The sequence below is a fragment of the Sphingomonas gellani genome, from assembly GCF_900110035.1.
In the GTDB taxonomy this organism is placed as follows: Bacteria; Pseudomonadota; Alphaproteobacteria; order Sphingomonadales; family Sphingomonadaceae; genus Sphingomonas; species Sphingomonas gellani.
Map to the genome: position 1 here is coordinate 189,742 of NZ_FOCF01000005.1, position 22,984 is coordinate 212,725.

Below are 22,984 nucleotides of genomic sequence, written 5' to 3' on the forward strand. Positions count from 1 at the left end.
CGAAGCAGAGAAGCGCGCAAAGGCCCACGCAACGGCGCCTCACACTTAGGTGAGATGACTATCCCGGCACACGACAGATCCGGACGGCGAGTCCCCTGGCGCACCTAAGCGCCGAGGCTCGCCGCCGTCCTCAATAGTCCTTCGAATAGCGCAGGCGAACGTCGGAGCCGCCGAACGATCCCGTCGAGGTCAGGACGCTCAGCGCCTTGGTCAACGACACCTCCAGCTGCGTCGCGGTGAAGCCGCGGGCATCGGTGATGACCTCCACATAGATGTTGTTGGTCAGGTACTTGCCCGCCGCAAGCGACGTTCCGCGTCCCGTGGCCTCATCGGCGCCAAGGATGCGCAGCCGATCGAACCCGGTCGCCGAGCGCAGCTTGCCCAACGGGTTCAACCCGCCACCACCCGACCCGCGTAGCGAGTTCAGCGCCGATGCCAACTGGATCGCCTCCGTCGCCGACAGATTCTCCGGATTGGTGCCGAAGAGCAGCCGGCTCAACACCTCGTCCTGCGCCAGGGCGGGCGTGGAGGTAAAGGCGATCTGAGGCCGCTGACCCGTGCCGGTGATGGAAATCGTCGCCGTGATCCCGTTGGTCGTCGTGGTCGCCTGGATGTTGATGTCCGGATCGGTCAGCGCGCCACCACGGAAGCGGATCTGGCCCCGGTTCACGTCGAACCGCTTGCCCGCGAACGAGTAGGTACCGCGCACCAGGTCCAGCCCGCCACTGATCTGCGGCGCCGCACTGGTGCCCCCAATCCGCAGGTCCATCTCCCACTCGGATTCCAGACCCATGCCCGACACGAACAGCTGGTTCTCCGCGCGCACCCGGATATCGAGCTTGAACACGCCTGTCGGAGCCGGCGGTGCCGGGCGGTCGGTCGACCGGGCCGGGCGTATCTGGCTACGACGCCGCACGCCCGTCAGCTCCGGCACCTCGGCGGCACCCTGCCGGATGATCTCGTAGCGCGCCTCCGGAATGTTGAGGTCGCCCTGGATCAGGCCGCCACTCGCGTTCTTCGTAACGTGCAACGTGCCGCTGCTGGTGGCCGACAGCGCGTCGCTCTTTGCCAGCCGGGCGTTGTCCAGCTTTGCGGTAAGGTCCATCGGGAAGCCGGCAGCAGCCGAAAGCCCGACCGTGCCTTGTGCCTGCACGGTGCCGTCACCGGCCCGCGCCTGCAACTGGGTCAGCTCCAGCCGATCGTTGTTGAACCGCGCGTTGATCCGCATCTGCGACAGCCGAGTTCCGTACACCTCGTTGTCATAGGTCAGGTTGTCCGCACGGATCAGGCCGGTGAAGCGCGGCTCGGACACACGGCCCGAGAAATCCGCAGCGACCGCGATCGGCCCGCTCAGCTGCTGGTTGGCGAGGCCGCCCAGGCTGAACAGGACGGCGGATGGGCCGTTGTAGCGGATGCCGCCCGCCAGGGGCGCGCCCATCAGCCGCGTCGTCCATGATCCGCCGCTGGCCGCGACCGGCCGCAGCGTCGTCACCATGCGACCGATGACGCTGGTGCCGTTGCGCACCAGCGCGCGTGCCTCGGCACCGCCCTCGCCCAGTCGTCCTGCGAAGACGATGTCGACCGGCTCCGAAACGGTGGCCAGGCTGGTGCGCTGGAAGTTGGTCACGGTCACGCGCGCGTCCGCCACCGGCATCGCGGTGCCGTTCGCCTGATTGAAGTCGACGCTACCCGTCGCCTTACCCGACAGTCCCAGCCCCGGCATGAACGCCGACACGAAGCCCAGGTCCAGCCGGTCGAGCCGCGCCTGCAACTGCATGCCACGGCCATAGGCGCCGGCCACGCGCACGGAGCCGCCATTTGCGCCGCCAAAATCGATGCGGGTCGGCGCCAGCTTGTAACCGCCGCCCGCACCGGTGATCCGCGCCGGATTGACCGTGCGGAACGGAATGCCGTTCGCCTGCCCCTGCGCCGCGACCAGATAGTTGCCGGGGGCGAGCTGCGCGTTCGCAGCAACGCGGAACGGCACGCCGCTCGACCCGGTCAGCAGCGCCTGCGCCGTGCCGCGTCCGTTGACGTAGTTGATCTTCGCCCGCGCCGCCTCGATGACCGTCGGACCGTAGCGGGTGTCCGCGACCTGCGCGTCGGCGACGATCTGCGGCGCGTTAGGGTACATGACCAGGCTGGCGTTCACCAGCGCCCGGCCGATTGTGAAGTCCACAAGCCCGGGGATGGTCGCGTTATAGGCGCGCGCCGCAACGTCGGCCCGTTGATAGCGGCCCTGTGCCGCGAGCCGGACATTGCCCGACAGGCCCTGCCCTGCGAACTGCAACCCTCCGGCGAACGGACCCGCGGCGGTCTGCACCACCCGGCCGCTTGCCGCGATGCCCGCGAACACGACGCGGCGGATATCGACCGCCAGCTGCGCGCCCGGCCTGACCAGCACGTCGGCGCTGAACGGACCATAGTTGGTGCCGCCGGTAGCCGTCACGGCATACGCGCCGTTGCGTCCGACGATGCGCGCCTGCACGTTGGACAAACCGACGCCCACGCCCGGGCGCGCGGCGCGAACGACGACGACCGGCGCGGTCTGCGTACCGGTCACGCGTGCGCTGACCGGGCCATATTCGCTCGAATAGGCGTCCGCATCGACCAGCACCGCGCCGTTGGCGGGATTGTACCGGCCGCTGCCGCGCGTAATCCGGAACTTCGGCGCATTCATGCGAAGCCCGGAGAACGTCACGATCCCTTCCGGACTATAGCCGATATCGGCACGCACGATCGCGTTGCCGCCCAGGAAGTTACGCGCGCCTTCGTTGAACAGCTGAGACGTCCGCGCGACGACCCGACCGGTGATGCCGAAGCCACCGTTTGGACCCGGCACCAGCTTCGCATCGGTCTGCAGGTTGATGATGCCGATACTGTCGACGCGGTAATTGTTGATCCGCCCCTTCAGCGCGCCGGTGTAGCGCCCGGTCTGGACGTTCGCGACCACGATCGCGGTTGCGTCGATGTTGTCGGAACGGATGCGCAGATTGTCCGACAGGATGTTGGGCATGGAGATCGCCAGGTCGCCGTCGATCCGGACGTTGTTCGCCAGGCCTCCGACCGCCGCGTTCAACCCGACGACGCGACGCGCGCGCGCATGCAGTGGCACCAGGATGCGGTCGGCATTCACGCGCGCCAGCCCCTCGGCATAGACGTTCTCGACGGCCATCTCGCCAAAGCCGATCAGGCCGGCGCGAACCTTGTAATCCACGGTCGGCGTCTGGAACGCACCGTTCAGCACCACGCGCGCCAGCACGTCGCGCCCGCGCAGGTTCGGGGCGATCGCACCCGGCGTCAGCAGCCGGGCATCGACCGCGAAGTTGCCGAAGCGGCTGTTCGCCAGATCCAGCATGCCGCCGGCGTCCACGCTCAACGCCGAAGAGCGCAGCGTCAGGCGCGTGTCCGCAGCCCGCTCTCCCAGCGTCGTGTCGAGCGCCACGTCCAGTTGCGGCGAGGTCAGCCGCTCGACGGGCCCTTCCAGGTACAGGCCGGGCTTGGTGAAGCCGCGCACCTCGATATGGCCGTTGCGCGCCGACAGACCCAAATTGGCAAGCTGCCCGCCGCCCAGCGTCGCCACCGCGCGTCCGTTCCACGCCTTCCAGTCGCCGCGCCCGTCGATCGACAGCGCGAAGGGAGCCTTGAAGCCGGCAAGTGTGGAGATGACGCCGCCGGTCGGGCCGGTCAGCTTCACGTCGGCGGTCAGCCGGTTGGCGTCGGGAACGGCGTCGATGGCCAGCTTCAGCCGGTCGCCGCCCTTGATCCCAGCGCCGATCAGGGCGGTCGCATCCGCGGTGACCTGGGCACGCCGGTCGGCGATGTGCACCGCGCCGGCGATCGTGACCACATGCTTCTGCCCGGTCACCGCCGGTCCGACCACCAGGCGCCCGACGCGGAGCCGGTTCACGTCGATGTCGATGTCCGGCAGCAGCGGCGCATTCTCGTCGCTGGGCGGCGTCGCCTTCAACACCGGCTTGCGGGTCAGCGTGATAAGCGGCGCGTCGAGTTCGCGTACGTCAACATGGTTGCGGGCAAAGGCGAACGGACGCCAGTCCACCGCCAGCTTCGGACTTGTCACGAAGACGCCTCGCGTGTCCGCGACGCGCACGTCGCTCAACACCATGCGGCCATATAGCGACCCGTCGATGCGCCCGACCTTGATGTTCAGCCCCGATGCGGTGGTGTATCCGCCGATCTGGTCCGCCACGAACCTGCGGCCCGGATCGGTGTTGATCCCGAACAGCACCACGCCGATCAGCAGCAACAGCCCGACAAGGGCGATCGCGATCCATTTTAGGATGCGCTGCCACAAGGGCCGGCGATCGACGACCACGACAGTCTCGCCGGCGGGCTCCGGTTCGGGTGCGAACACATCCGCCATCAGAATGCCTGTCCGATCGAGATATAAAGGGCGATGCGACCGTCACCGGGACGCTTGTTCAGCGGCGTGGCAACATCGACCCGCAAGGGCCCGAAGTTTGTATAGAATCGACCACCAATACCCGCGCCAAACCTGAGATCGGAGCCCTTAGGCAGGCTCGACTCATAGCTGTTGCCGGCATCCACGAACGGCACGATCCCGAAATTGCCGAACCGGTAACGGGCTTCCAGCGCGAACTCGTTCAGGCTGCGCCCACCGACGGGGTCGCCGTTGGGATCGAACGGCCCGAGCCGCTGATAGCCATAGCCACGCACCGACCCGCCGCCGCCACCATAGTAGCGCCGCGACGGGGCTAGATCGTCGCGATCGATGCCGAAGATCCCGCCGGCGCGCGCCCGCCCGGCGATCACCAGGCTGGGACTGACACCGTAATAGTAGGTCGCCTCGACCATGGTTCGTGCGTACGGATGGAACCCGCCACCGCCCACCGCGCTTTCTGGCGACAGGTTGAGCTTTAGGCGGTAACCCTTTGTCGGATTGAGCAAATTGTCCGACGTGTCGAACTGCACCTGGCCTGGAAGGGCGGCGATGCCATAGGTGCGGCGAACGCGCTTGCCCTGGTCGAAATCGTACACGCTCTCGTTCGTGCCGACGATCTCACCGCCATAATAATAGGTGAAGCGCTTTTGCCAGATGGGCGTGGAGTCATAACTCCAGCGCGCGGACAAGGTCCCGGTGAACGCATTGAAGGCATCGTAATTCGTGTGGTCGGCGGATGCGATCGCCGTGAACGTCCGGTCGCGCCTGCCTGCATTCGATCGGCGGAACGTGCCCGAAAGGCCCTGCTGCTGCGTGCCGGCCACCACGGAGCCGATCAGCGCCCCCTCGGGCGGGAACAGATTGCGATGGGTCCATGACCCGGTCAGCCGCAGGCCCTGGCCGGTCGAATAGCCGCCCTCCCCCGACAGGCTCCTTGCCGGACCGCGAGTCTGCGTGACCAGCAGGTCGACCTGCTCCGTGCCGTCCGGGCCGGGACGGCCGGTACGCTGCGGCACAACGGACACACCGTTGAACAGGCTGGTCGCGACCAGCGCATCGCGCAGGTCGTCGGCCAGGCGGTTGTCGTACAACTCACCCTGTTTGAAGCGCGGGAACACGTTCAGGTGATCCAGGTCGAACACCGGATCACCGGCGGTGGTGAGTTGTCCGAACGACGACCGCGGGCCGGTGTCGACCGGCAACGTGTAGGCGCCCGTCGCCTGAGGCGACTGATCTTCCAACAGGATGTCGCGCTCACCCACCTTCACGAAGGGATAGCCCTGCTGGGGCAGCTTCAGGCTGACATTCGCCTCGGCACCCTGAATCCGATCGGCCTGGATCGGATCGCCCACCTTCAGCGGCAGCTCACGCCGGACAAGGTCGGCCGGCACGGTCTGGTTCGCCTGCACCGTGACCGAACTCAGCGTGTACAAACGCCCCGGCGACGCCGTGACGATCGCGCGCAGGCGCCCGGAGTTGGCCGGGTTCTGCTCGATCACGGACGTGGCCGTGCCATCGTAATAGCCGAGCGACTTCATCAGCCGCACGGCAAGCTGCTCGTCCTCGCGCGCACGAGCCGCGACCTGGGTCGCATTCGCCGCCTTGCCGCCACCTTCACGCAGGGCGGATAGGGCCTTGAATCGTGCATCCAGGTCCAGCGCGTCTAGGCCCTTGACGACCGTTTCATACCGGATCTGCGGTGCGTCCTTGCCCTCGACGGCGGCGGCGGTCTGCAACGGCGTCGAGTCGAAGCTGGCCAGCGGCGTGAGCGGCTGCGCAAGCTGCGGATCCTCGGGCCCGACCGGGACCAGGGCGGCGTCGGTCGATGTTTGCGCGGCCGGCACGGCGGCATTCGGCCGGGCGGCAGTCGGCTGGGCAGCACTCTGCTCTGGCCGCTCCGTCATATCCATTGGCTCGAGCGGAGCGTTGATGTCGCCGGAAAGCGGGGGCAGCGCCGCAGAAAACTCGCTGTCGGGCACGATCGGCGCCTGCGGGTCGGCCGCTTGGCCGGTCGACCCTGCCGACTGCTGCGAAGGATCCGCCTTTGGCGCATCGGGTCCTCTCGCCGGGGCGACGCCCGGCTGCTGAAGCTGCGCGTGTACCGGCGCGGCACCCATCAGGGCGACGGCGAGCCAGTAGTGACGACGGTGAGAACCAGCCAAGAGCAATCGATCCCTTTTCGGGAGCGGTCGTTTTCGACTCACCCCGCCAAACTGCAACGTCCGGTGCCCGGCATGGTTTCCGAAGGCCGGACAAGACGATGTCGCAGGTAACCTTTAACCGTTTGACTAACCAAAACACCACCCAGAACCGACATTGCTCCTCACGTCTGACCCTGGCTCGGCAATCCCATGATCTTGATGCCATGTGCTAAGAACTTAGCGAAGCTTAATAGCATTGCCCTACAACATACTGTATAAGAGCCATTTTCCCTTATGCGGCGAAGAGGCGCACCCACGTCGTCGCGACCCACATTATATAGGCCGCAGCCGCCAGAAACGCGCCAAATGGCAACGGCGTGTCGCGCCCGACTGCCCTTCCCTTCGCCGACAGACCAATCGCGACGCCCAGTCCCAGCGCACTTCCGATCAGCAGGACCCCCGGCAACAGCCGCCACCCAAGCCAGAGGCCGATGCCCGCGAGCAGCTTCGGATCTCCGCCGCCAAGCCCCTCTCGCCCACGCAGCCGGCGATAGGCCCATCCCACCGACCACAGCACCAGAAACCCCGCCACACCTCCTATCAGTCGATCCTCAAGCGTCGGGGCAAGGCCGAACACGCCCGCGACCGGACCCGTCACCGCCAACAGCACGGTCAGTCGATCGGGCAACCACAGCGCGGCCAGATCGAGGCACGCGAGCGCGAGCAGCATCCATCCGAATACAGCGCCCGCAAGACCCGCCAGATCGGGCGACACCATCCCCGCCACCAAACCGATCGCCGTCGCCGCCACCTCAATCGTCACGTGCCGCCGATCGATGACGCCGCCACAGTCGCGGCAACGGCCGCTGAGGACGAGCCAGCTCAGCAGAGGCACCAGGTCGCGCGCCCGCAACACATGCCCACAATGATCGCATGACGAACGGCCCAGCATCACCGATCGGCCTTCTGGCCATCGGATCGTGAGCGCAGCGACGAAGCTGCCGATGATCGCACCGCCGATGCTAAGCATGACCATCCACAGCGCCGTGGAACCGGACAGATCGAGCGGATGCATCGCCTTTGCCGTCTAGTGACGGCGGATGGGCGCGGCAACATGCGGGGCGTTTGTAAACGACCGTGCCGCCGCCTAGATCATCGACAGATTTTCTCGGAGAGCCTCATGTCCGCCGCCGATCCCGTCGTCATCCTGTCCTATGCCCGCACCCCGATGGGGTCGTTCCAAGGCGTTCTGGCGGGCGCGTCCGCGACCGACCTGGGCGCCGCCGCGGTGCGTGGCGCGGTCGAGCGGGCCGGCGTTTCCGCCGAGGATGTCGAGCGCATCTATATGGGTTGCGTCCTCTCCGCCGGCCTGGGACAGGCGCCCGCGCGCCAGGCCGCGATCAGGGCCGGCCTTGGCGCCCATGTGGAGGCGACCACGCTCAACAAGATGTGCGGGTCCGGCATGCAGGCGGCGATCATGGCGGCGGATGCACTGGCGGCAGGATCGGTGGACCTGCTGGTCGCGGGCGGCATGGAAAGCATGACCAACGCGCCGTTCCTGTCCAAGAAGCACAGGGCCGGTGCCAGGATCGGCCACGACACGCTGTACGACCACATGTACCTGGACGGGCTGGAAGATGCATACGAGCCGGGCAAGCTGATGGGCTCCTTCGCCGAGGAAACCGCGGGGGAATACCAGTTCACCCGTCAGGCGATGGACGATTTCGCCATCCGCAGCCTGACCCGTGCGCAGCGCGCGCAGCAGGACGGCAGCTTCAACCGGGAGATCGTGCCGGTCGAAGTCCGCGGTCGCAAGGGCGCCGATCTGGTGGCGCTGGACGAACAACCCGCGCGCGGCGACGTCGCGAAAATCCCTACGCTGAAGCCTGCCTTCTCACGCGACGGCACGATCACCGCCGCCAATGCCTCGTCCATTTCCGACGGGGCCGCCGCGTTGGTCATGACGCGCGCATCCGTGGCGGATCGACTGGGCCTGACGCCGATCGCTCGCGTCGTGTCGTCGGCCGCGCATGCGCATGAGCCGGCCCGTTTCACGACCGCCCCGGTCTTCGCCATGACAAAGGCGCTGGAGCGCGCGGGCTGGAGCAAGGATGACGTCGACCTGTTCGAGGTGAACGAAGCGTTCGCGGCCGTGGCGATGATTGCGATCCACGACCTCGGCCTCGATCCGGAACGGGTCAACGTCCATGGCGGCGCCTGCGCGCTCGGTCACCCGATCGGCGCATCCGGAGCGCGCGTCATCGCCACGCTGTTGTCGGCGCTGGAGAGCAAGGGCGCGTCGCGGGGCATGGCGTCGCTGTGCATCGGCGGCGGCGAGGCGACCGCGATGGCGGTGGAGTTGATGCGCTAGCCGGTTCATGGATGCCCGGCACGACCGGGCATTCGCCCTCCCGGGCAGGCGGGCGTCAAGGCAGCGTCTCGCCCGCATCGACGCCCCACAGGCCGCTCGTCTCGACGAAACCTGCCTGCCCCTTCACGTCCATTCGGCACCAGCCGTTGCCGCACTCGCTGATCCGGCCGACGACGCCCGGTGCGGCGCGCCACATGACGTGTCCGCCTGGCGTGGGACGATCGAGCATCGGGATCGGCTGTGGCGAGCGGACCACGGCGGTCCGCCGTTCACTCAGCAGGTTGGCCTGCATCCAGCCCTGCGTGCCATCCGGATCCTCCACCCGGCGCCACTCCTTGAACACCGCAACCACGCGGATCGGCAGGTCCGCACGCTGGTACAGCCAGCTTGCCGGATAGGTGCGCGCCGGGCCCGTCCGCATCCGCGCCCGTCCGGCGGCGATCGAGCCGAAATAGGGCGGCTGTTTCTTGGATGCCGCCGCATCCGCCTGTGGCGCGAGGGCTGCGCACAGCAGCATGCCGGCGACGAGGCGAACAACGCTGGACATCGAAAACTCCCTGTGGACGAAGCCGTAGCGCGCAGGTTGGCACGGTCAACACCGTTGACGGAGCCTGCCGGCTAAGCCAAGCCTTGCCCCATGGCGGACACGTCCTCCGGCACCGATGCAGCAAAGCGCCTTCGGCCCCGCGTCATGGTCACGCGCGCGCTGCCGGATGCGACGATGGATCGGCTGGACGCTCTGTTCCGAACCACGAACAATCGCGGCGACCAGACGCTGGACCGGCGGCAGCTGGCGGACGCCATGACAGCGTGCGACGTGCTGGTTCCGACCGTCACCGACCGTATCGACGCCGATCTGATCGCCAGTGCCGGCCCGGACCTGCGCCTGATTGCCAATTTCGGCAACGGCGTCGATCACATCGATCTGCGCGCAGCGCGTTCACGCGGCATTGTGGTCACCAATACGCCGGGCGTGCTGACCGAAGATACCGCCGACATGGCGATGGCGCTGATCCTGGCGCTGCCGCGACGCCTGGCCGAGGGCGAGCGGCTGGCGCGCAGCGGCGGCTGGACGGGCTGGCGACCGGGCGCGATGCTGGGCAATCGCATCGCGGGCAAGACCTTGTGCATCCTGGGCATGGGCCGCATCGGGCAAGCGGTGGCACGACGGGCACGCGCGTTCGGCCTGTCGCTCTGCTACCACAACCGACGCAGGCTGCCCGCCGCCCTGGAGGAGGAGCTGCACGCGCGCTGGCTACCCGATCCCGATGCGCTGATGTCGGAGGCGGACATCCTGTCGATCCATGCACCGCATACGCCCGAGACGGAAGGAATGCTGGATGCGCGTCGCCTGGCTCTGCTGCGCCGGCATACCTTTCTGGTGAATACCGCGCGCGCGCAGATCATCGATCAGGAGGCGTTGATCGACGCGTTGCAGAACGGTCGAATGGCGGGGGCGGCACTGGACGTGTACTGGCGCGAGCCGCTGATCGACCCCCGACTGCTCGCGGCTGAAAACGTCATCCTGCTGCCCCACACCGCATCGTCCACAGTGGAGGCACGGCTGGCGACGGGTGAAAAGGTGATCGCCAACATCCGCGCCTGGGCGGATGGACACCGGCCGCCCGATCAGGTGCTGGAAGGCTGGGTCTGATAGCCAATGCAGCCTTGTGCCGCTGAAATGGCGGCGTCGTTCCTAACCCAAGTTTGATTTAGTTCGAAACCGGTCAGCGTCTTTGTCGTTTCATGCACAGGCAGGTGTGCAATGAACGATGGCTTCCACACGGCGCATGACGAGTTCCACCCCTCGAACGACGGGCGACTGGACCCGATCGGTCGGTCCTTGCGCTCGACGTTCGAGCCACCCGACGGCGAGGAACTGCAACCGCGCATCGCCAGCCTGATGATCGAATTGTCCCATCAGGATTATGAGCCGGAGGATTGCTCGCCGCTAACAAACGAGGCCGCGCCCGCGAAAGCATCGCTGATGCACCGGCTGACCCGTTTTCTTCAGAGGGATTGAGGGGCATTCGGAGGCCTTCGCCGGTGCGACAGCCGTGTTTCAGACTGCGAGCGAACGCATGACCGTTTCGCCTGCCGAAGTGGGCGGTCGGCCAATCACCGCCTCAAGCTCTCGGTCGCTGAGGGCCCGCACGAACGCCACACCGATCCGACGCTCAGCGCTCCAGGCGACACGCGCCGAGCGGCTCAGCGGTCCGCACGATATCGTCACGATCGCCCCGGCGGGGGGCGGCGCGGTGATGTGCACGAGGCCGCCGGAAGTGGAGAGATCGAGCAGGTGCACGCGCTGCGTCATATCCCCGTGCCGCAACTCGGCCGGCTGGAACAGCTTTCGGCGCCGGGCGGCCCGCAACGCCCGCCCATTCGGTTGGAGATCAGCCATGTGTCACCCCTCCTGACCTATCATCCGCCAAGTTGCTTTCGACAGTGTCAAGGAAAGGGGTGAACGACAGGCTAACCCTTTCGCGAAACGGACCCTCAGTCGCCGGTCAGGATGCGGTCCACCAACTGCTTCACCGTGGGCACGAAGCCATTGGAATAAAACGGATCCCGCTTGAAATTATAGGCCGCATGACCCGCGAACATCAGGTTCTGCTCGGTATCACCGCCATGCGCGATGTCCTGCAAAGTCTTCTGAATGCAAAAAGATCGCGGGTCGGCCAGGCGGCCCGTCGAGTTGGTCTCGGTGTCCGCCCAGCTCGAAAACAGGCACTGCGACAGGCACCCCATGCAGTCCGCCTGATCCTTTCGGATCACCTTCGCCTCTTCCGGCGTCACGAAGACCAGCGTGTTATCCGGCGTCTTCAGCGCCATGGTGAAGCCGTGGCCGAACCACTCGCGCGCGCGCAGCAGGTCGCCCTGCGTGACCCAGAAGTTCTTGCCCTTCACGCCCACGTCCAGCTGGAACACGTGGTCGCCCGCCTCCTGCGTGGAAAAGGCGATCTGGCGCTCCGACCGCGCCTCCAGGCTGCGCAGGAACGGGTTGCGTACCGCTGACGAATAGAAACCGGTCGGTGAGAAGCGATGAAGAAGGACCTCGCCCTCCTCGATCCCGAGCAGGCGCTGCTTCCACTCGTCGGGAATCGGGCTTTCCTGCGTCAGCAGCGGCCGTGTCCCATATTGGAACGCGATCTGGCCAAGCTCTGGATTGTCGATCCAGTCGCTCCAGTCGCGCAGGTACCAGACACCGCCCGCCATCACGATCGGTGTGCTGTCCGGAATACCCCCCTCCCGCATCGTTTCGCGCAGGGCCTTGACGCGGGGGTACGGATCCTCGGGACGCAAAGGGTCCTCGGCGTTGGACAGGCCGTTATGGCCGCCGGCCAGCCACGGGTCCTCGTACACCACGGCCGCCAGCCACTCGGCCGCCTTGGAATAAGCCCGCTTCCAAAGGGCGCGGAACGCACGGCCCGAACTGACGATCGGCAGGTAGCTGACCTGGTATGAGGCGGCGATCTCCGACAGCTTGTACGGCATGCCCGCGCCGCAGGTCACGCCCGCCACCAGCCCGCGCGTGCGCTCCAGGACGCCATGCAGCACCCGCTGCGCGCCGCCCATTTCCCACAGCACGTTGATGTTGATCGCACCCTTTCCGCCCGCGATCTCCCAGGCGCGCTTCACCTGCTGGACCGCGCCCTCGATCGCATATTCGACGAGTTCCTCGTGCCGTTCCCGCCGGGTAAGCGCACGATAGATCTGAGGAATGATCTTACCTTCGGGGTCGTAGCTGTCCGCGTTCACCGCCGACACGGTGCCGATTCCGCCCGCCGCCGCCCACGCGCCCGCGGAAGCATGGTTGGTCGCAGCCACACCCTTGCCGCCCTCGACCAGCGGCCAGACCTCGCGGCCGTTGTAGATGATGGGCTTCAGGCCTTTGAACACGAAAGGGTCACCTTTTGGACGAAACTACCCGCCGCTATAGCGGATTAGGGACGCGTAACCAGCGAAATAGGCGATCAGCCCAGGGCGCCGGGCCGTCCCATGGCGTCCTCATACAGGCTCTTGTAGCGCGCGATCATGGTGGCCGAATCGAATTCCGCCACCACTCTCGCCCGGTTCGCGGCGCCCACCTGGCGCCTCAGCGCCGCATCCCGCATCAGCGGCTGGAGCGCATCGCGCAGCTTTATCTCGCTGCGGAACGGGGCGATGAAGGGCACATTCTCCGGCGCCACCATGCGCGCCACGTCGCCGACCGGCACCGCCGCGATCGGCAGGCCCGCCGCCATCCCCTCCGCCACCGCGATCGGCAATTGCTCCGACGCGGACGACAGCGCCATGATGTCGAACAGCCCGGCATAGCGATAGGCCCGATCCAGGAAGCCTGGCATGACCAGCCGATCGGCGATACCCATCGCCGCGGCAGCCTGCGCGATCGTGTCGCGTTCCGGCCCCTCTCCCACGATCACCAGCCGAAACTTGCCGGCGAGCCCGCCGCATGCGCGCACCAGCAGCGGCAGGTCCTTGACCGCACGCAGGCCGGCGATGGTGCCGATCACCACCTCTCCCTCTCGCCGCACCAGCCCCGGTATTGCCTTCGGATCGGGACGCGCCGCATAGAGCGCGGTGTCGATGCCGTTCGGGATGCGCCGCACCCGCGCGGGTGGCTGTTTCCACACGTTCAGCGCGATCGCCTCCAGCGTCTCCGATGGCAGCGCCAGCGCGTGCGCGGCCGGCAAGGCGATGCGACGGTACAGGTTGCGCTCCCGCTTCAAACCGCCGGCCTCATCCTCGTTGAAGCCGTCTTCATGGTGGATCAGCGGAGGCAGGCCGGACCCCGCGCGGGCCCCGAACACCCGCCGCGCCATGACGCCATCGATCGCGCCCCAATTATAGGTCAGCACCAGGTCGAACCCACGCATGAACCGCGCCAGCGCCTCGAACCGGGCGACCGATGGCTTCCCCTTCAACGCGGGCGGATTCTGCGCGATCTCATAGGACACGTCCCCGCCGATCGCGTCCCGCGCGCCCAAGGCGTCCGGCACGCCCGAGACGATCACATGCCGCGCCCGGTCGCCAAAGGCGTTCATCAGCCGAACCGCACGAGCCTCCTTGCCGCCGAGCGAAAAGGAGGAATGAAGGTGCAGGATGCGGACAGGCGCTGTCATGCGTCGCCCCTATCACCATCGGCCATGGCCAGCACCCGATCGATCGCCTCCGGAACACCCGGCTCCGACAGGATGGGCGCGTGACCGACATCGGCCACGGTCAGCACATCGGCACGCGGCAGGCTCGCCGCCATGCGCTCGGCCGTCGCGCGGCTCAATATGTCGGAACGCGCCCCGCGCACGATCAGGGTCGGCACATCGCCCAGGGCGGAGAACGCCGCCCACATATCGGGCGCCTCCGCGTCGGCCTGGCCGCGGAACGGCTCTGCGATCTTCAGGTCGTAGTCGAGCACGATCCGCCCCGCACCCGTCAGCCGGTACGACCGCTTCGCCATCGCCAGCCAGTCCGACAATCCCCAATGCGGGTAGATATCGGCATTCGCCTCCTGCACCGCACGCGCGGCATGCATCCAGGTCGGAAAGCTCGACGCACGTCCGACATAGCCCCTGATCCGCGCCAGCCCGGCCGGCTCGATAACCGGGCCGATGTCGTTCAGCACCGCCGCCGCGATCGGCGCTCCGCCCGCCGCGAGCAGCATGGCGACGATGCCGCCCATGGATGTGCCGATCACGCCGAAGCGCCCGATTCCCTGCTCCGCCAGCAGCGACCGGATGTCGCCCAGGTAACAACCGGGAACATAGCTGAGCGGATCGCGGGCATGCTCGCTACGCCCGCGTCCCCGGAAGTCGGGCACCAGCACGCGCCGACCCGCAGCCAACCGGCATGCCAGATCATGGAAGTCGCGCGCATTGCGGGTCAGCCCGTGCAGGCACAGCACCGGAACGCCGGCGGCCGGTCCGGCATAATCCCGAAAATGCAGCTTCAGCCCGTCATGGTTCCAGAACCGGCTTTCGAAATCAGACATGGTTGCGCGCCCCCGATCGGCCGCCCCATATCACCGCATGCCCGCCCACCCACAAGCTTATCGTCCGGCCACCGCCCTGCTCCAGCTGGGCGACGGCTTCTACGACCCAGTTGCGGCCGCGACGTTTCCGCAGGCCACCTTACGTTTCCGCAACGGCCGCGCGGCGGCGGAGGTGGGTCTGGACACCCTGGACGACAGGGAGTGGGTCGAGCATTTCGCCAGTTTTGCGCCGTTGCCGGAGACGCTGCCCCAGCCACTCGCCCTGCGATACCACGGCCATCAGTTCCGCCAGTACAACCCCGATCTGGGCGATGGTCGCGGCTTTTCCTTTGCGCAACTTCGCGACGCGAGCGGCCGGTTGCTGGAACTGGGCACCAAGGGTTCGGGACAGACCCCCTACAGCCGTTTCGGCGACGGTCGACTGACGCTGAAGGGCGGCGTGCGGGAGGTGCTGGCGACGGAGATGCTGGAGGCGTTGGGCGTGTCCACCTCGCGCACCCTGTCGCTGATCGAGACCGGAGAGGCGCTGGAGCGCGGCGACGAGCCATCCCCGACCCGGTCGGCGGTGCTGGTGCGGATGAGCCACGGGCATGTCCGCATCGGCACCTTCCAGAGGCTGGCCTATCATCAGGATGAGGCGGGCATGCGCCGGCTGGTCGGCTACGTTCTCCGTGAGCTGTACGGCGAGCAGAGCGACGATCCGTTGCGCCTGCTGGAGCTGGTCGTGGACCGCACGGCCCGGCTGGCCGCGTCGTACTTGGCGGCCGGTTTCGTGCACGGGGTGCTCAATTCGGACAACATCAACGTCACGGGCGAAAGCTTCGACTATGGACCATGGCGGTTCGCACCGACCTGGAACCCCGCCTTCACCGCCGCCTATTTCGACCATGCCGGTTTGTACGCGTTCGGCCGACAGCCGGAGGCGATCCATTGGGACGTGATGCAGCTTGCCGCGTCGCTGCGCCTGATCGCGGACAGTGATCCGCTGATCGCGCTGCTCGAGGCGTTTCCCGCACGGTTTCAGCAGGCTCTCGCCGACGCCCTGCTGTGGCGGCTGGGCCTGACTTCTCGCGACGCAGAGGAAGACCGCCGGCTTGTGCGCGCGGTGGAGCAGACGCTGCGGACGACCGATGCCCGGCTCGATCGCTTCTTCTTCGACGCCTTTGGGGGCACCCTGCCGGACAGCTATGGCGACGCGTGGTCCGACGTGCGCGACGCGATGACAGGCTTCACGCCGAGAAAGTCTCGGGAACGCGACTATTGGTCGGGAGAGCCCTGTTCGATGCTGATCGAAGAGGTCGAGTCGATCTGGGCCGCGATCGCGGAGCGCGACGACTGGTCCCCCTTCCATGCCAAGGTCGCGGCGATCCGCGCCATGGGAGCGGCGCTGGCGGTTTGATCCGACCGCTGGTCACGGACGCGCGATTGGGGCAAGCGGCGACTGCAGGGTCGGGTCACCGACGGCAGGGAGCGGGAAGCAGGTGCCTGAACTGATTTCGGAAGAACCGGCAACCGGCGCCATCCTTTGGCGCGGCCGGGCGGGCGACGTGGACGCGGAGGTCGCCACCGCCCGCGCTGGCTGGGCCGGCTGGGCCGCGCGTCCGCTGGCGTTCCGGGTCGAGACGCTGCGCCGCTTCGCCAATGTCGTCCGGCAGCGGCACGAGGCGTTCGCTGATCTGATCGCGCGCGAAACGGGCAAGCCCCTGTGGGAAGCACGGTCGGAGGTCGACAGCGTCGTGGCGAAGGTCGACATCTCCGTCACCGCCTATGCCGACCGCACCGCGCAGCGTCGGCTCGACTCCCCGATGGGCAGCCGCATGGCGCTGCGTCACAAGCCGCATGGCGTGCTGGCGGTTCTCGGGCCGTACAATTTCCCCGCACACCTGCCCAACGGCCACATCGTCCCCGCGCTGCTCGCCGGAAACGCGGTGGTCTTCAAGCCATCGGAAAAGACGCTGGCCACCGGCGCGTTCCTGGTGGAGTGTTTCCACGCGGCAGGGGTGCCGGAAGCGTGCGTGCGCCTGCTGATCGGCGGGCCGGCGGAGGGCAAGGCTCTGGCCAGCCATCGCGGCATCGATGGCCTGTTGTTCACCGGCTCCTCGCGCACCGGCTTGGCACTGAACCGCCTGTTCGCCGACCGGCCCGAAAAGATCCTGGCGCTGGAGATGGGCGGCAACAATCCGATCGTGGTGTGGGACACGCCGGACCTGCACACCGCCGCCGTGCTGGTGATCCAGTCCGCATTCACCTCCGCCGGGCAGCGCTGCACCGCCGCGCGTCGGCTGATCGTGCAGGAACGGCTGGCCGATCCGCTGATCGAGGCGATGGATGCGGTGATGCGTCGCCTGATCGTCGGCGAGCCTCATGCCGACCCCGCGCCCTTCATGGGTCCGGTGATCGACAACGAAACCGCCGAACTGCTAACGGAAAGCTTCCTGGCGCTGATGATGGGTGGTGGACGGCCGATCCGCCATCTGGAGCGCCCGGTGGAGGGGCGTCCCTTCCTGTTGCCGGCGATGATCGACGTGACCGACATGGCGGAGCGGCCCGATGTGGAGCTGTTCGGACCCATCCTGCAGATCACGCGCCGCGAGGATTTCGACGACGCGATCGAGGAGGCGAACGCGACGCGCTACGGCCTGTCCGCCTCGTTGGTCAGCCAGACGCCGGCGCTGTACGACCGCTTCTGGGCCAATGTCCGCGCGGGCATCGTCAATTGGAACCGGCCCACCAACGGCGCCTCGTCAAAGGCGCCCTTTGGCGGGGTCGGCTGGTCGGGAAACCACCGGCCCGGCGCCTATTACGCGGCCGACTATTGCGCCTTTCCGGTAGTGTCGAACGAGGCGGATGCGGCGCGCGCTTCCATCGGCATCGGCCTGCGCGAGGCATAGTCCGCGAAAAAGCCGCGCTAGGCCGCGCCCAAGCAACGGTCGATTGCGGCGGATGCGCGGGTGGCCCATTCGGCTCGCATGGCAAGCCTGCTCGATCCCGCCCAGCGCGGCCGCGTCATCCTGGTCGGCGCCGGACCCGGCGACCCCGGACTTCTCACCGTGCGCGCGGTGGAAGCACTCAAACGCGCCGATGTCGTCGTGCATGACGGCTTGATCGACCCGCGCGTACTGGACCTCGCCCCTGCCAGCGCCCAGCGGATCTCCGTCGCCAAGCGACGCGCGCGCCACACCCTGCCGCAGGAGGCGATCAACGCGCTGATCGTCGCCCATGTGAAGACGGGCGCGATCGTGATCCGGCTGAAGGGCGGCGACCCGTTCATCTTCGGTCGCGGCGGGGAGGAGGTTGAGGCGGTGCGCGCGGCCGGCCTGCCGGTCGAGGTGACCCCGGGCGTGTCGGCGGCGCTAGGCTGTGCGGCGGAGGCGATGTTGCCCCTGACCCACCGTGACCACAGCTCGGCGGTGTCGTTCGTCGCCGGCCAGTGCAAGGGATTGTCCGAACAGGATTGGTCGGGCCTGGCCGGCCAGGGCCGCACGCTGGTGATCTACATGGGTGTCGCGACCGCAACCGCCATCGCGGACAAGCTGATGGCGGATGGCGTCGCGCCCGACATGCCCGTCGCCGTACTGGAAAAGGGCACGTTGGAGGGACACCGCGCGCTCCGCACGTTGCTGGCCGATCTCGGGCCCATGGTGGAGCGGGACCGGGTGCAGAGCCCGGCGATCATCGTGGTCGGAGAGGTCGTGACCCTGTCCGATGCACAGGATCGCCTGGCCCGCTGGGCGCGCGTTGCGGAGGGCCTGTCGGCATGAAGATCCTGACCGGCAACGACCTGGGCAGCGGCGACGTGATCTGGTGGACCGGCTCCACCTGGTCGCGCCATGTCGAGGATGCCGCCGACGTCGCCACCGACGGTGAGGCGATCGCTCGCGCCGAAGAGGGCGTGCGCCGCGTGGTCGGTGCCTATGTCATCGACGCCGCGCCCACCGCCGAGGGCCCGCGCCCCGCGCATATCAAGGATCGGATTCGTGCACTCGGCCCGACCGTGCGCCCGGACCTGACCCTGAAACCCGCCGATCCGAACGCCGGCAGCTGGGTCATATGACCATGGCATACCCTCCCCGCGTCCCGACCCTCACAGCGCGGCACCCCGATCCCCGGATCGCCCGCCGCGTCGGAATGACGAGCTGATGTACCGCTACGACGAATATGATCAGGCGATTGTCGACGCGCGTGTCGACGAGTTCCGCGACCAGGTGGCGCGCCGATTGTCGGGCCAGTTGACGGAGGACCAGTTCAAGCCGCTGCGGCTGATGAACGGCCTCTACCTGCAGCTCCACGCCTATATGCTGCGCGTCGCGGTGCCCTATGGCACGCTGGACAGCCGCCAGATGCGGATGCTGGGCCATATCGCGCGGACATACGATCGCGGGTACGGCCACTTCACCACGCGTCAGAATATCCAGTTCAACTGGATCAAGCTGGACGACACGCCCGACATCCTGGCAGAGTTGGCGACCACCCAGATGCATGCCATCCAGACCAGCGGCAACTGCATCCGGAACATCAGTTCGGACCAATATGCCGGCGCCGCAGCCGATGAGGTGGCTGATCCGCGCCCCTGGGCGGAGCTGATCCGGCAATGGTCCACCTTCCACCCCGAATTCAGCTACCTGCCCCGCAAGTTCAAGATCGCGGTGATCGCGGCCGATGAGGATCGTGCGGCGATGCGGCTGCACGACATCGGCATCCAGCTGGTCCGGCAGGACGGCGTGCTCGGTGCCCGAATCTTCGTTGGCGGCGGCATGGGCCGTACGCCGATGATCGCGTCGCTGATCCGCGACTTCGTCACGGCCGACGACCTGATGAGCTATCTGGAAGCCGCCCTGCGCGTCTACAATCGCTATGGCCGGCGCGACAACATCTACAAGGCGCGGATCAAGATCCTGCTGCACGAGATCGGTGCCGACGAATATCGGCGTCAGGTCGAGGAAGAGTTCTCGCTGGTCAAGCAGCTGGGCATCGACCCGCCGGCGGCGGAGCTGGCGCGGATCACCGCCTTCTTCGCGCCACCCGCGTTCGACGCCGATGCGCCGGATACGGTCGACCGTAGCGACCCGGATTTTGCGGTGTGGCTGGATCAGAACGTCGCCGCGCACAAGCAGCCGGGCTATGCCATCGTCAACATTTCCCTCAAGCCGATCGGCGGCATTCCGGGCGACGCGTCCGCAGACCAGATCGACCTGATGGCCGACCTGGCGGAGCGCTACGGCTTTGACGAGTTGCGCGTTACCCATGCCCAGAACATCGTCCTGCCCCATGTCCGCAAGGCCGATCTGCATGCCATCTGGCAGGCGCTGAGCGGCGCCGGGCTGGCGGAGGCGAATCTCGACCTGATCAGCGACATCATCGCCTGTCCCGGGCTGGATTACTGCGCGCTGGCCAACGCCCGGTCGATTCCGGTCGCGCAGAAGATCCAGGCCCGCTTCGCCGATCGCGGCCGGCAGCGTGAACTGGGCGAGTTGAAGCTGAAGATTTCCGGCTGCATCAACGCCTGCGGCCACCACCATGCCGGCCATATCGGCATTCTGGGCGTGGATCGGAAAGGCACGGAGAATTACCAGCTGCTGCTCGGCGGGTCGGGCGCGGAGGATGTGTCGCTCGGCAAGATCACCGGTCCCGGTTTCGACGAGGACGGCGTGGTGGACGCCATCGAGCGCGTCACAGACCGCTACCTCGCCGAGCGCGTCGAGGGGGAGCGCTTTCTCGATACCTACCGCCGCGTCGGCTTCGCGCCGTTCAAGGAGGCGATCTATGGCTGATCCGGATATGACGAGCGTCGCGGCAGAGCCGCAACTACGTTTCCGCGACGATGAGCCGCATGACGAGCCGGCGGTCACGCTGGACGCCTTTCTGGCCGGCCAGTCCAATGCCACCGCCGTCAGGCTGGAGGCGGGCGACGACGCGCGCGCGCTGATCGACCATCTCGATCGCATCGCGCTGGTGGAGGTGAGCTTCCCGACGTTTCGCGACGGACGCGGCTATTCGGCGGCGAGCATCCTGCGTGAGGCTGGCTATCACGGGGAACTGCGCGCCGCCGGAGATGTGCTGGTCGACCAGTTGCCGCTGATGCGCCGGTGTGGCTTCGACAGCTTCGTACCGGAGGCGGAGATCGACGCCGCCACGCTGCGCCGCAGCCTCGATCGCTACGATCTCCGCTACCAGACCGCGGCCGATGCGGCGGTGCCCGTGTGGAAGCGTCGCCATGGCTGAGGCCGCACGCGCCGTCGACCGCATCGACACCGCCCCCGCGTTCGATCCGGCGGCGCTGGAGGCGCGCTTTGCCGGCGTGTCCGCGCCGGACATGCTCGCCGAGCTGCTGACCGGCGATCTGGCCGGCCGAATTGCTGCCGTGTCGTCGTTCGGGACCGAGTCGGCGGTGCTGCTCCACATGGTGGCACTGGCGGACCCCGCGACCCCGGTTATCTTCACCGATACGGAGCGTATGTTCCCCGAGACGCTCGCCTATCGCGATACGCTGGTGAAGCGGCTCGGCCTGACCGACGTGCGCGTGTTCCGGCCCGATCCGGCCGTTCTCGCCGCACGCGATCCGGCGGGAGAGCGCCATGGCTACGACCCGGATGGCTGTTGCGACATCCGCAAGGTGCAGCCGCTCGCCCGTGCCCTGCGGCCATTTGCCGCCTGGATTTCCGGTCGAAAGGGGTTCCAGTCGGGCACCCGCCGCGCCCTGCCCCGCTTCGAGATGGAGGATGGCCGGCTGAAGCTGAACCCGCTCGCCGACTGGAGCCGTGGCGACATCGACACGTGGTTCGCCGCCCACGACCTGCCGCGCCATCCGCTGGAGGCGCTCGGCTATCCGTCGATCGGCTGCGCGCCGTGCACCAGCCCCGTCGCCCCCGGTGAGGACCCGCGTGCTGGCCGGTGGCGTGGGTTCGGCAAGATCGAGTGCGGCATCCATCAGCCGGTTGCGCCGAAAAGCTTACAAACATCAAACGGTTGAACCGCCCCCGGTCTCGCTCGTTGCCACCGCAATCGAGGGAGACTGGAACATGACGGACGACAATAACGGCGTGTCGCGACGCACGGTCATGAGCGGCGCGGCGGCGGGTCTGGCCGCGGCTGGGCTGACCGATGCGGCGACCGGTCAGGGCATGACCGGCACGGCACCGGCGGCGCTGGTCGATCCGACCACCAAATATCCGCGGCCCCCGTTCAAAACGGCGATGCAGCCCTTTCCCGGTCTCGCATCCAAGATGACCCCGCGTCCGGACCATGGCGAAATCAGCTACAAGGGGTCCGGCCGCCTCAATGGGCGACGGGCGTTGGTCACGGGTGGTGATTCCGGCATGGGCCGCGCCGCCGCCATCGCCTTCGCGCGTGAGGGGGCGGATGTCGCAATCAGCTACCTGCCCGCAGAGGAATCCGACGCGCGCGAAGTGGCGGACCTGATCCGGCAGGCGGGCCGCAAGGTGGTGCTGTTGCCCGGCGACATTCGCGACGAGAAATGGTGCCGCACGCTGGTCGACCGCGCGGTCAAGGAACTGGGCGGCCTGGACATCCTGGTCAACAATGCCGGTCGCCAGCAGCAGCGCCAGTCGCTCGCCGAACTGACCAGCGACGACTTCGATGCGACCATGAAGACCAACATCTATGCGACGTTCTGGATCACGAAGGCCGCGTTGCCGCACATGCCCGCCGGTTCCGCCATCATCCAGACGACGTCCGAACAGGCGTACAACCCATCGGAGAACCTGGTCGATTATGCGATGACCAAGGCGGCGATGATGAACTTCACCAAGTCGCTGGCGAAGCAGCTCGGCCCCAAGGGTATCCGCGTCAACGGCGTGGCACCGGGTCCGATCTGGACGCCACTACAGGTAGCGGGCGGCGCGACGGCGGAGAAGCTGCAACAATTCGGTGGCGACACCTCCCTTGGCCGGCCGGGCCAACCCGCCGAACTCGGGTCGATCTATGTCCAGCTTGCGGCATCCGACGCCAGCTTCGCCACCGGCCAGGTCTATGGCGCGGCGGGCGGCACGGGTCAGCCCTGATGCGATCAGGCGGGATGCGTTCCCGCCCACCTTCCG

19 protein-coding genes are annotated in these 22,984 nt (G+C 67.4%); 11 read left to right on the forward strand and 8 right to left on the reverse strand.

Annotated features, from left to right (window positions below; genetic code table 11):
* Positions 1-130 precede the first annotated feature (130 nt).
* The 3 genes from BMX37_RS11305 to BMX37_RS11315 all read right to left on the reverse strand — a co-directional run bounded on the left by BMX37_RS11305 (position 131) and on the right by BMX37_RS11315 (position 7,639).
* Positions 131-4,384 carry a translocation/assembly module TamB domain-containing protein gene (locus tag BMX37_RS11305; protein WP_093665848.1) on the reverse strand — a complete coding sequence of 1,418 codons (4,254 nt, stop codon included), beginning with the start codon at positions 4,382-4,384 and terminating at the stop codon, positions 131-133.
* Positions 4,384-6,540: a BamA/TamA family outer membrane protein gene (locus BMX37_RS11310; RefSeq protein ID WP_093665849.1), complete on the reverse strand. Its 2,157-nt coding sequence runs from the start codon at positions 6,538-6,540 to the stop codon at positions 4,384-4,386. Before BMX37_RS11310 ends, BMX37_RS11305 begins: the two co-directional genes overlap by 1 nt.
* 316 nt (positions 6,541-6,856) lie before the next feature.
* Positions 6,857-7,639: a prepilin peptidase gene (locus tag BMX37_RS11315; protein ID WP_093665850.1), complete on the reverse strand. Its 783-nt coding sequence runs from the start codon at positions 7,637-7,639 to the stop codon at positions 6,857-6,859.
* A gap of 105 nt (positions 7,640-7,744) precedes the next feature.
* On the opposite strand from BMX37_RS11315, the gene BMX37_RS11320 reads away from it, so the two are divergent.
* Positions 7,745-8,935 carry an acetyl-CoA C-acyltransferase gene (locus tag BMX37_RS11320; protein WP_093665851.1) on the forward strand — a complete coding sequence of 397 codons (1,191 nt, stop codon included), beginning with the start codon at positions 7,745-7,747 and terminating at the stop codon, positions 8,933-8,935.
* Positions 8,936-8,990: 55 nt separating this feature from the next.
* Here BMX37_RS11320 and BMX37_RS11325 read toward each other — a convergent pair whose 3' ends face one another.
* Positions 8,991-9,482: an SH3 domain-containing protein gene (locus tag BMX37_RS11325; RefSeq protein WP_093665852.1), complete on the reverse strand. Its 492-nt coding sequence runs from the start codon at positions 9,480-9,482 to the stop codon at positions 8,991-8,993.
* Between the two features lie 90 nt (positions 9,483-9,572).
* On the opposite strand from BMX37_RS11325, the gene BMX37_RS11330 reads away from it, so the two are divergent.
* Both BMX37_RS11330 and BMX37_RS11335 read left to right on the forward strand, forming a co-directional pair.
* The gene (locus tag BMX37_RS11330; RefSeq protein ID WP_093665853.1) at positions 9,573-10,589 is read left to right on the forward strand and encodes a 2-hydroxyacid dehydrogenase; all 1,017 of its coding nucleotides are present in this window, start codon (positions 9,573-9,575) and stop codon (positions 10,587-10,589) included.
* A 111-nt stretch (positions 10,590-10,700) separates the two neighbouring features.
* Positions 10,701-10,958, forward strand: a complete 258-nt coding sequence (locus BMX37_RS11335; RefSeq protein ID WP_093665854.1) for a hypothetical protein — start codon at positions 10,701-10,703, stop codon at positions 10,956-10,958.
* A gap of 39 nt (positions 10,959-10,997) precedes the next feature.
* Here BMX37_RS11335 and BMX37_RS11340 read toward each other — a convergent pair whose 3' ends face one another.
* The 4 genes from BMX37_RS11340 to BMX37_RS11355 form a co-directional block, all read right to left on the reverse strand.
* Positions 10,998-11,339 carry a PilZ domain-containing protein gene (locus tag BMX37_RS11340; protein ID WP_093665855.1) on the reverse strand — a complete coding sequence of 114 codons (342 nt, stop codon included), beginning with the start codon at positions 11,337-11,339 and terminating at the stop codon, positions 10,998-11,000.
* A 95-nt stretch (positions 11,340-11,434) separates the two neighbouring features.
* On the reverse strand, positions 11,435-12,838 hold the full coding sequence (locus BMX37_RS11345; RefSeq protein ID WP_093665856.1) for an NAD(P)H-dependent flavin oxidoreductase: 1,404 nt from the start codon (positions 12,836-12,838) through the stop codon (positions 11,435-11,437).
* 74 nt (positions 12,839-12,912) lie between these two features.
* Positions 12,913-14,061, reverse strand: coding sequence for a glycosyltransferase family 4 protein (locus tag BMX37_RS11350; RefSeq protein WP_093665857.1), 1,149 nt, complete (start codon positions 14,059-14,061; stop codon positions 12,913-12,915).
* A complete protein-coding gene (locus BMX37_RS11355) occupies positions 14,058-14,927 on the reverse strand; it encodes an alpha/beta fold hydrolase (protein WP_093665858.1) in 870 nt (289 codons plus the stop codon). The genes BMX37_RS11350 and BMX37_RS11355 overlap by 4 nt, the downstream gene beginning before the upstream one ends.
* A 37-nt stretch (positions 14,928-14,964) precedes the next feature.
* Between BMX37_RS11355 and BMX37_RS11360 the strand changes: the two genes are divergently transcribed.
* The 8 genes from BMX37_RS11360 (at position 14,965) to BMX37_RS11395 (ending at position 22,948) form a co-directional block, all read left to right on the forward strand.
* On the forward strand, positions 14,965-16,326 hold the full coding sequence (locus BMX37_RS11360) for a protein adenylyltransferase SelO family protein (protein ID WP_093665859.1): 1,362 nt from the start codon (positions 14,965-14,967) through the stop codon (positions 16,324-16,326).
* Entirely contained in the window at positions 16,277-17,818 is a 1,542-nt protein-coding gene (astD, locus tag BMX37_RS11365) for a succinylglutamate-semialdehyde dehydrogenase (RefSeq protein WP_093665860.1), read from the forward strand. Before BMX37_RS11360 ends, astD begins: the two co-directional genes overlap by 50 nt.
* 78 nt (positions 17,819-17,896) lie before the next feature.
* On the forward strand, positions 17,897-18,688 hold the full coding sequence (gene cobA / locus BMX37_RS11370) for a uroporphyrinogen-III C-methyltransferase (RefSeq protein ID WP_093665861.1): 792 nt from the start codon (positions 17,897-17,899) through the stop codon (positions 18,686-18,688).
* Positions 18,685-18,981 carry a DUF2849 domain-containing protein gene (locus tag BMX37_RS11375; RefSeq protein WP_093665862.1) on the forward strand — a complete coding sequence of 99 codons (297 nt, stop codon included), beginning with the start codon at positions 18,685-18,687 and terminating at the stop codon, positions 18,979-18,981. The genes cobA and BMX37_RS11375 overlap by 4 nt, the downstream gene beginning before the upstream one ends.
* A gap of 85 nt (positions 18,982-19,066) precedes the next feature.
* Positions 19,067-20,698, forward strand: coding sequence for a nitrite/sulfite reductase (locus BMX37_RS11380; RefSeq protein WP_093665863.1), 1,632 nt, complete (start codon positions 19,067-19,069; stop codon positions 20,696-20,698).
* Positions 20,699-20,705: 7 nt separating this feature from the next.
* Positions 20,706-21,149, forward strand: a complete 444-nt coding sequence (locus BMX37_RS11385) for a DUF934 domain-containing protein (protein WP_093666003.1) — start codon at positions 20,706-20,708, stop codon at positions 21,147-21,149.
* A complete protein-coding gene (locus tag BMX37_RS11390; protein ID WP_093665864.1) occupies positions 21,142-21,897 on the forward strand; it encodes a phosphoadenylyl-sulfate reductase in 756 nt (251 codons plus the stop codon). Before BMX37_RS11385 ends, BMX37_RS11390 begins: the two co-directional genes overlap by 8 nt.
* A 49-nt stretch (positions 21,898-21,946) precedes the next feature.
* Complete coding sequence (locus BMX37_RS11395; RefSeq protein ID WP_093665865.1) at positions 21,947-22,948, forward strand: SDR family oxidoreductase; 1,002 nt, start codon at positions 21,947-21,949, stop codon at positions 22,946-22,948.
* The last annotated feature ends 36 nt before the right edge of the window (positions 22,949-22,984 follow it).

What these genes read in the sequence shown, in the direction of transcription:
- BMX37_RS11305 (WP_093665848.1), bottom strand. Translation starts at nt 4,384, where the DNA reads ATGGCGGATGTGTTCGCACCCGAACCGGAGCCCGCCGGCGAGACTGTC.
- BMX37_RS11310 (WP_093665849.1), bottom strand. Translation starts at nt 6,540, where the DNA reads ATGGGTGCCGCGCCGGTACACGCGCAGCTTCAGCAGCCGGGCGTCGCC.
- BMX37_RS11315 (WP_093665850.1), bottom strand. Translation starts at nt 7,639, where the DNA reads ATGCATCCGCTCGATCTGTCCGGTTCCACGGCGCTGTGGATGGTCATG.
- BMX37_RS11320 (WP_093665851.1), top strand. Translation starts at nt 7,745, where the DNA reads ATGTCCGCCGCCGATCCCGTCGTCATCCTGTCCTATGCCCGCACCCCG.
- BMX37_RS11325 (WP_093665852.1), bottom strand. Translation starts at nt 9,482, where the DNA reads ATGTCCAGCGTTGTTCGCCTCGTCGCCGGCATGCTGCTGTGCGCAGCC.
- BMX37_RS11330 (WP_093665853.1), top strand. Translation starts at nt 9,573, where the DNA reads ATGGCGGACACGTCCTCCGGCACCGATGCAGCAAAGCGCCTTCGGCCC.
- BMX37_RS11335 (WP_093665854.1), top strand. Translation starts at nt 10,701, where the DNA reads ATGAACGATGGCTTCCACACGGCGCATGACGAGTTCCACCCCTCGAAC.
- BMX37_RS11340 (WP_093665855.1), bottom strand. Translation starts at nt 11,339, where the DNA reads ATGGCTGATCTCCAACCGAATGGGCGGGCGTTGCGGGCCGCCCGGCGC.
- BMX37_RS11350 (WP_093665857.1), bottom strand. Translation starts at nt 14,061, where the DNA reads ATGACAGCGCCTGTCCGCATCCTGCACCTTCATTCCTCCTTTTCGCTC.
- BMX37_RS11355 (WP_093665858.1), bottom strand. Translation starts at nt 14,927, where the DNA reads ATGTCTGATTTCGAAAGCCGGTTCTGGAACCATGACGGGCTGAAGCTG.
- BMX37_RS11360 (WP_093665859.1), top strand. Translation starts at nt 14,965, where the DNA reads ATGCCCGCCCACCCACAAGCTTATCGTCCGGCCACCGCCCTGCTCCAG.
- astD (WP_093665860.1), top strand. Translation starts at nt 16,277, where the DNA reads ATGCCAAGGTCGCGGCGATCCGCGCCATGGGAGCGGCGCTGGCGGTTT.
- cobA (WP_093665861.1), top strand. Translation starts at nt 17,897, where the DNA reads ATGGCAAGCCTGCTCGATCCCGCCCAGCGCGGCCGCGTCATCCTGGTC.
- BMX37_RS11375 (WP_093665862.1), top strand. Translation starts at nt 18,685, where the DNA reads ATGAAGATCCTGACCGGCAACGACCTGGGCAGCGGCGACGTGATCTGG.
- BMX37_RS11380 (WP_093665863.1), top strand. Translation starts at nt 19,067, where the DNA reads ATGTACCGCTACGACGAATATGATCAGGCGATTGTCGACGCGCGTGTC.
- BMX37_RS11385 (WP_093666003.1), top strand. Translation starts at nt 20,706, where the DNA reads ATGACGAGCGTCGCGGCAGAGCCGCAACTACGTTTCCGCGACGATGAG.
- BMX37_RS11390 (WP_093665864.1), top strand. Translation starts at nt 21,142, where the DNA reads ATGGCTGAGGCCGCACGCGCCGTCGACCGCATCGACACCGCCCCCGCG.
- BMX37_RS11395 (WP_093665865.1), top strand. Translation starts at nt 21,947, where the DNA reads ATGACGGACGACAATAACGGCGTGTCGCGACGCACGGTCATGAGCGGC.